Source organism: Xanthobacter autotrophicus (genome assembly GCF_029991245.1).
GTDB classification, from domain to species: domain Bacteria; phylum Pseudomonadota; class Alphaproteobacteria; order Rhizobiales; family Xanthobacteraceae; genus Xanthobacter; species Xanthobacter autotrophicus_C.
The window spans coordinates 38,742-45,542 of sequence record NZ_JAIVFO010000016.1; the positions used below are offsets into that span (position 1 = coordinate 38,742).

At 68.7% G+C, this 6,801-nt stretch carries 6 protein-coding genes; all 6 read left to right on the forward strand.

The window, feature by feature from the left end; all coding sequences use genetic code 11:
* Positions 1 to 402 precede the first annotated feature (402 nt).
* The gene (locus tag K9U41_RS05090) at positions 403 to 1,089 is read left to right on the forward strand and encodes a VIT1/CCC1 transporter family protein (RefSeq protein ID WP_282639776.1); all 687 of its coding nucleotides are present in this window, start codon (positions 403 to 405) and stop codon (positions 1,087 to 1,089) included.
* A 262-nt stretch (positions 1,090 to 1,351) separates the two neighbouring features.
* Entirely contained in the window at positions 1,352 to 2,044 is a 693-nt protein-coding gene (locus K9U41_RS05095; protein WP_282639777.1) for a gamma-glutamylcyclotransferase, read from the forward strand.
* Between the two features lie 687 nt (positions 2,045 to 2,731).
* Entirely contained in the window at positions 2,732 to 3,040 is a 309-nt protein-coding gene (locus K9U41_RS05105) for a DUF485 domain-containing protein (RefSeq protein WP_282639778.1), read from the forward strand.
* Entirely contained in the window at positions 3,040 to 4,779 is a 1,740-nt protein-coding gene (locus K9U41_RS05110; RefSeq protein ID WP_282639779.1) for a cation acetate symporter, read from the forward strand. Before K9U41_RS05105 ends, K9U41_RS05110 begins: the two co-directional genes overlap by 1 nt.
* Positions 4,780 to 5,105: 326 nt before the next feature.
* Complete coding sequence (locus tag K9U41_RS05115; protein WP_282639780.1) at positions 5,106 to 6,542, forward strand: putative nucleotidyltransferase substrate binding domain-containing protein; 1,437 nt, start codon at positions 5,106 to 5,108, stop codon at positions 6,540 to 6,542.
* On the forward strand, positions 6,539 to 6,801 hold a 263-nt coding region (locus K9U41_RS05120), incomplete at its 3' end, for a hypothetical protein (protein WP_282639781.1). The genes K9U41_RS05115 and K9U41_RS05120, both read left to right, overlap by 4 nt.

A 6,801-nucleotide genomic window follows, 5' to 3' on the forward strand; every position in this document is an offset into this window, starting at 1 on the left:
GCTCCCGTCGGATCGCCCCGCCCCTCAGATAGGAAGGCGGACGGCGCGGTAAAAGGCGTGTCCGCGCCTCAATCGTCCAAACCCGAAAACAACGCGGCATCGGCGTGAAACAGGACGCCCATGCCTTCCCGGAGTCCACCCCGGTCGCGGCCCACACCGACGGCCGGGTGCATCATACGGAGAGCGCCGCGGACCGCGCCGCCGGCCTCCTCGGCATTGCCCACCGCCGCGTCATCCGGGAGCCGGGCCGCCGGCCCCTGTTCACGGCCCGAGGCAAGGCGGCCCGCTCGGCGCCGGTCAAAGACCGGCCGTTGGTATGAGCTGCGTCATATGCTGTTGCACGTAAAGGCGTATGCACGACTGCCCGGCGCCGAATCGGCGGCGGGGCGGAGGGCAAACGCCGTGCATCGGGAAAACCATCTCATCGCCCGCATCGGCTGGCTGCGGGCGGCGGTGCTCGGCGCCAATGATGGCATCATCTCCACGGCGAGCCTCGTGATCGGCGTCGCCGCCGCCTCCGCCTCGGCCAGCGAGCCGCTGGTGGCGGGCGCGGCGGGCCTCGTGGCGGGCGCCATGTCCATGGCGGCGGGGGAATATGTCTCGGTCAGCTCGCAGGCCGACACCGAGGCGGCCGACATGGCCCGCGAGCGGCGGGAGCTGGCCGAACAGCCCCGGGCGGAACTCGCCGAGCTGGCGCAAATCTACATGGAGCGCGGCGTCGAGAAGGCGCTGGCCCTCAAGGTGGCCCAGCAGATGATGGCGAAGGATGCCTTCGCCGCCCACGCCCGCGACGAGCTGGGCCTCTCCGAGCACATGGTGGCGCGCCCCATCCAGGCGGCGCTCACCTCCGCCGGCACCTTCGCCGCCGGCGCCGCTTTGCCGCTGGTGCTCACCGCCCTGGCGCCGCAGGGTGCGATCCCGCTGGTGGTGGCGGGGGGCTCGCTGATCTGCCTTGCATTTCTCGGCGCGGTGGGCGCCCGCATCGGCGGGGCCGGACTGCTGAAGCCCACGGTGCGCGTCACGTTCTGGGGCGCCTTCGCCATGGCCGTCACCGCCGCCATCGGCGCCCTCATCGGCCACGCGGTCTGACGCCAACGGGGGCTCGTGCAGGCGCCGGCTTACGCATCGACCTTAAGCGCCACCGGTTCAGCGCGAGGCCGAGTCCATGGGGCGCAGTCCACGGGGCGTAGTCCATCGGGACACCTTGGCAGTCGATTGCATGCCGGTTCCCGCCGCGCCAAATGGGGGCGCGCCGGCCGTTGCGTGCAATCACCGTTTGCGTCCTTGCATCTGGCCCCGCGAAGCACCGCCTTCGCATTGGCGCAGTTCGTGCTTATATCCCCGCATCACCATGAAGATCCAAGAGCTGACCCGCGAACTGATCGAATCCGGGGGCATCGACGCCATCGCGGCACGGGATGCCCCGGCCCTGCGCGTGCTCACCGACGAAGAGCGCGCCGCCTCGCTGCGCGCCACCCTGGACGCGCGCCCCGACGGGGACGCCTGGCTGTTCGCCTATGGCTCGCTGATCTGGAATCCCACTGTCCACGCGCAGGAACACCGCACAGCGCGCATCGAGGGCTGGCACCGGGCCTTCTGCCTCACCACCGTGCTCGGGCGCGGCACCACCGACAATCCCGGCCTCACCCTCGGCCTCGACGAGGGCGGCGCCTGCCACGGCGTCGCGCTGCGCATCGACGAGGCGATCCTGGAGCGCGAGCTGTCCATCCTGTGGCGGCGGGAGATGCTGTCGGGGGCCTATGTGCCGCGCTGGCTGGACGTTTTCGATGCAGATGGCGCGCGCTTCGGCAGCGCCATCTCCTTCACCATCGATCGGGCCAGCTGCCAATATGCCGGCGGGCTCCCCCGCGCCGAAATCATCCACCGGCTCGCCAGCGCCTCGGGCGCCATCGGCTCGGCGGCGGACTATCTGTTCCAGACCTGCGCGGGGCTGCGCGCCCTCGGCATCCCCGACCCGGTGCTGGAGGCGCTGGCCGTGGAGGTCGCCGCCGCCCGCGGCGAGAGGTCGGCGCGGGAGGGCTGAGAGCCCTTCGGCGATTCAAGAACACAAAGGGCATCGCCGGGATCGCTCCCGTCACGGCCTGCCGGGTCTCGTGGCCGGGGGCCTGTCCTCGCGGCGCACCAAATTCGTCGGGCTGATCCTGCCGGCCCCGACCAACGCCGATTTCGGCGACACCACCCAGGGCCTCGCCGAGCAATTCCGGCAGGAATGCGCGGCGATTCTGCGTCTGGAGTGGCTTAAAAACAAAGAGATAGACGGCGATTCACCGCGTGGATTAATTCAATCTGCTCGGATCACACTCTGGAGCCGGCGACACCTGCGGCACCCCCGCCCGCTACCGCGCAGCGCGGGGCATGCGCTGTTGGTCATAATACCAACGGCGGATCGTTGAGTTGTTTCACCCGAAAGTATAAGCTTGCCGCGCCGTTGGAGAAAACCTGCCCTGAGCTGGTCGAACGCACCTGCAATACGCAGAAAATTCAGCTTAAACCGCTGATTTGAAGTGATTCTTCGCCCCGGAAACGATCTTGTGCACTGCGGGAGCCTGCCGCAGGAGTATCGCCGAAAGTACGGTATCTCCCCAACTAGCGCCGGGCGCGCGGCTGGTCCAGATTGCAGGCGCGACGTGTGGCTTGTCCAAGCCCGACGTCATCCAAGATAACAACCAGGTCCGCGGAACAGCCGTGGACCGCAAAGGGAGGGGCTCCGATGGACGCATCTCTGGCCGCGCGCGTCGCGGCCGACCCCAATTATCAGAAGCTGAAGGCAACGCGATCGAGCTTCGGCTGGATTCTGACCCTGGCGATGATGGTCGTATATTACGGCTTCATTCTGCTGATCGCCTTCCGGAAAGACATTCTCTCCGCTCGCATTGGCGACGGCGTGATGACGTGGGGTATTCCCATCGGCTTCGGCGTGATCGTCTTCACGATCCTCATCACCGCCCTCTACGTCCGGCGCGCCAACAGCGAGTTCGACGACCTGTCCGAGAAGATCAAGCAGCAGGTGCTCAAGTGATGTCGACGCATGCTTTCATCGGCAAGGCGTCGCGCCTTGCGGGCCTCGCCGCCCTCGCGCTTGCCGCGCTCGCGCCCACGGCGGCCTTCGCGGCCGAGGCCATCGGCGCCTCGGAGAAGCAGGCCACCAACTGGACCGCGATCGCCATGTTCGCGATCTTCGTGGTCGGCACCCTCTTCATCACCAAGTGGGCGGCGTCGAAGACCAAGTCGGCGGCCGACTTCTACACCGCCGGCGGCGGCATCACCGGCTTCCAGAACGGCCTCGCCATCGCCGGCGACTACATGTCCGCGGCCTCGTTCCTCGGCATCTCCGCGGCGGTGATGATCTCCGGCTTCGACGGCCTCATCTACTCCATCGGCTTCCTCGTGGGCTGGCCCATCCTCACCTTCCTGATGGCGGAGCGCCTGCGCAACCTCGGCAAGTTCACCTTCGCCGACGTGGCCGCCTTCCGCTTCGCCCAGACCCCGGTGCGGGTCTTCGCGGCATCCGGCACGCTGGTGGTGGTGGCCTTCTATCTCATCGCCCAGATGGTGGGCGCCGGCCAGCTCATCAAGCTGCTGTTCGGCCTCGACTACTGGATCGCGGTGGTGATCGTCGGCGCGCTGATGATGGTCTACGTGCTGTTCGGCGGCATGACCGCCACCACCTGGGTGCAGATCATCAAGGCCTGCCTGCTGCTCGGCGGCGCCACCTTCATGGCGCTCATGGTGCTGTGGCGCTACGGCTTCAGCCCGGAGGCGCTGTTCGCGGCGGCGGTGGGCGTGAAGGCGCAGATCGCAACCGCCAAGGGCGCGGCCCCGGCGGCGGCGGAAGCGGCGGGACAGTCCATCATGGGGCCGGGCACCTTCATCAAGGACCCGATCTCGGCCATCTCCTTCGGCATGGCGCTCATGTTCGGCACCGCCGGCCTGCCCCATATCCTGATGCGCTTCTTCACCGTGCCCAGCGCCAAGGAAGCCCGCAAGTCGGTGATGTGGGCCACCGGGTGGATCGGCTATTTCTACCTGCTCACCTTCATCATCGGCTTCGGCGCCATCACCTTTGTCCTCACCAACCCCGGCTTCCTCGACGCCAAGGGCGCTCTGGTGGGCGGCAACAACATGGCGGCGGTGCATCTGGCCCAGGCGGTCGGCGGCAACATCTTCCTCGGCTTCATCTCGGCGGTGGCCTTCGCGACCATCCTCGCGGTGGTGGCGGGCCTCACCCTGTCCGGGGCCTCGGCGGTGTCGCACGACCTCTATTCGACCGTGCTGAAGAAGGGCAAGGCCGACAGCGCCGCGGAGCTGAAGGTCTCGCGCATCACCACCCTGTGCCTCGGCATCCTGGCGGTGGTGCTCGGCATCGCCTTCGAGAAGCAGAACATCGCCTTCATGGTGTCCCTGGCCTTCGCGGTGGCGGCCTCGGCTAACTTCCCGGTGCTGTTCATGTCGGTGCTGTGGAAGGACTGCACCACCCGCGGCGCGGTGATCGGCGGGTTCCTGGGGCTCGCCTCCTCGGTGATCCTCACCATCCTGTCGCCGTCGGTGTGGGAAGCCACCCTCGGCAACCCGGCGGGCTCGGCGCCCTTCCCCTACACCTCGCCGGCCCTGTTCTCCATGACGCTCGGCTTCGTCGGCATCTGGCTGTTCTCGATCCTCGACAACAGCCCGCGGGCGAAGCTCGACCGGGCCGGCTTCCCGGCCCAGCAGGTTCGCTCCGAAACCGGCATCGGGGCATCGGAAGCCTCGGGTCACTGACCTCAAGGCCAAGCCCGATGCCGCGGCCGGACAACACCCCGCCCGGCACCGCAGACGGGAACAGCCGGATCAACACCCCCCGGGCCGACGCGGCCCGGGGACCGGATGCCCTCGGGCCCGGAACCGGTCCGGTCGATCCCTCTCCCACGCAAAGAGAAGAGAGCGGCCTGCCGCTCTCTTCGGACACGACAGCGTCCCCCAGCCCGCCCGGCACCGGGCGGGTTTCGTCGTTTCTACCGACGGGCCCGGAGGACCGGGGCCGAGAGGGTCTCGCTCAGACGCCGCGCGGGCTTGTATCCATGGCTGATGAGAGAGGTTCACCTGCCATGGATACAAGCCGGGAGCGCCGCGAATTCATCTCGCTGATGACCTCGCGGGTGCGCGACGTGTTCCTGCGCAAGCCATTCTATGTGGACGGGTCCATGGACCTCGTCAGCCTCTGCCGCGCCCTCTCCGAGCGCGGGCTCAGCGAGGCTTTGGTGCGCGACGGCGACCGCATCGGCATCTTCACCACCACCGATCTGCGCGACGCGCTGCTTGGCGAGACGCCCCCGGCCCTCCTGCCGGTGCGCGCGGTGGCAACCTTTGACCCCTGGTCGGTCGGCCCCGACGCCGAGCTGTTCGAGGCTTTCATCCTGATGCTGCGCCACCGCATCCACCGGGTGCTGGTGCGCGAGGGCAGCGATGAAGCCGGCATCGTTGGCGTGCTGGGCCAGCTCGACCTCATGGCCTTCGTCGCCAACCACTCCCACCTCATCGCCCTGGAGGCCGAGCAGGCCACCAGCCTCGACGAACTGAAGGCCGCCGCGCGCCAGATCGACAGCCTCGTCGGCGTGCTCGATGCCGACGGCGTGCGGGTGGAGGTGATCGCGGCGCTGGTGGGCGAACTGAACCGGCAGGTGTTCCGCCGGCTGTGGGAGATGCTGGCGCCGGAGGAGTTGCGCGCCAACTCCTGCCTCATCGTCATGGGCTCGGAGGGGCGCGGCGAGCAGATCATCAAGACCGACCAGGACAATGCCCTGCTGCTGGCCGACGGCTTCACCTGCGACGGCCTCGAGGACATCACCGCGCGCTTCACCGCGGCGCTGATCGATTTCGGCTATCCCCCCTGCCCCGGCGGCATCATGCTGAGCCGGCCCCTGTGGTGCCAGCACGTGTCCGCCTTCAAGGACACGCTGAGGCACTGGATCCACGGCGGCGATCCGGAGGGGCCCATGAATCTCGCCATCTTCCTCGATGCCGCCCCGGTGGCGGGGGACGCCACGCTGCTGAAGGCGGCGCGCGACCATGTGGACTTCCTGATGATGAACGACGCCGGCTATTTCGCCCGCTTCGCCCAGGCGGTGGAGCGCTTCGGCGAGGGCGGCGGCTGGTGGACGCGCCTGCCCGGCCTCACCGGGCGCGCGGCCGCCGAGATCGACATCAAGAAGCTGGGCATCTTCCCGCTGGTTCACGGCACGCGCGCGCTGGCGCTGGAGTATCGCATTCCCGCGCTCGGCACCGCCGACCGGCTTCAGGCGCTGGTGTCCACCGGCCACATGGAGGCGAGCTTCGCCCGCGACCTCACCGATGCGCTGCGCTTGCTCATCTCGCTCAAGCTCGCCAACAACCTGCGCCAGATGGCGGACGGCCGCCCCCCCGGCAATGCCATCCGCCTCACCGACCTTGGCACGCTGGAACGCCAGGCGCTGAAGGAAGCCCTCGCCATCGTGCGGGGCTTCAAGCAATGGCTGTCCCGGCACTACCGGTTCGACGCCCTGTGACCGCGGGCGACCCGACACCGCCCCTGCCGGCAGCTCCTGCGGCCGCGGAAGCGCACGCCCCCCTGGAGCGCGGCCCGCGCCCGCAAATCCTGCTGGCGCTGTTCGGCGTCGGCGTCCTCGCCTTCAACTTCCCGCTGCTCATGGTGTGGGATGCGGACGTGAGCGTGTTCGGCCTGCCGCTGCTGCCGGTGGCCCTGTTCGCCATCTGGGCGGGGCTGATCGCCGCCCTCGCGGTGGCGAGCGAACGCCGGCCCAAGGG

What these genes read in the sequence shown, in the direction of transcription:
- K9U41_RS05105 (WP_282639778.1), top strand. Translation starts at nt 2,732, where the DNA reads ATGGACGCATCTCTGGCCGCGCGCGTCGCGGCCGACCCCAATTATCAG.
- K9U41_RS05110 (WP_282639779.1), top strand. Translation starts at nt 3,040, where the DNA reads ATGTCGACGCATGCTTTCATCGGCAAGGCGTCGCGCCTTGCGGGCCTC.
- K9U41_RS05115 (WP_282639780.1), top strand. Translation starts at nt 5,106, where the DNA reads ATGGATACAAGCCGGGAGCGCCGCGAATTCATCTCGCTGATGACCTCG.
- K9U41_RS05095 (WP_282639777.1), top strand. Translation starts at nt 1,352, where the DNA reads ATGAAGATCCAAGAGCTGACCCGCGAACTGATCGAATCCGGGGGCATC.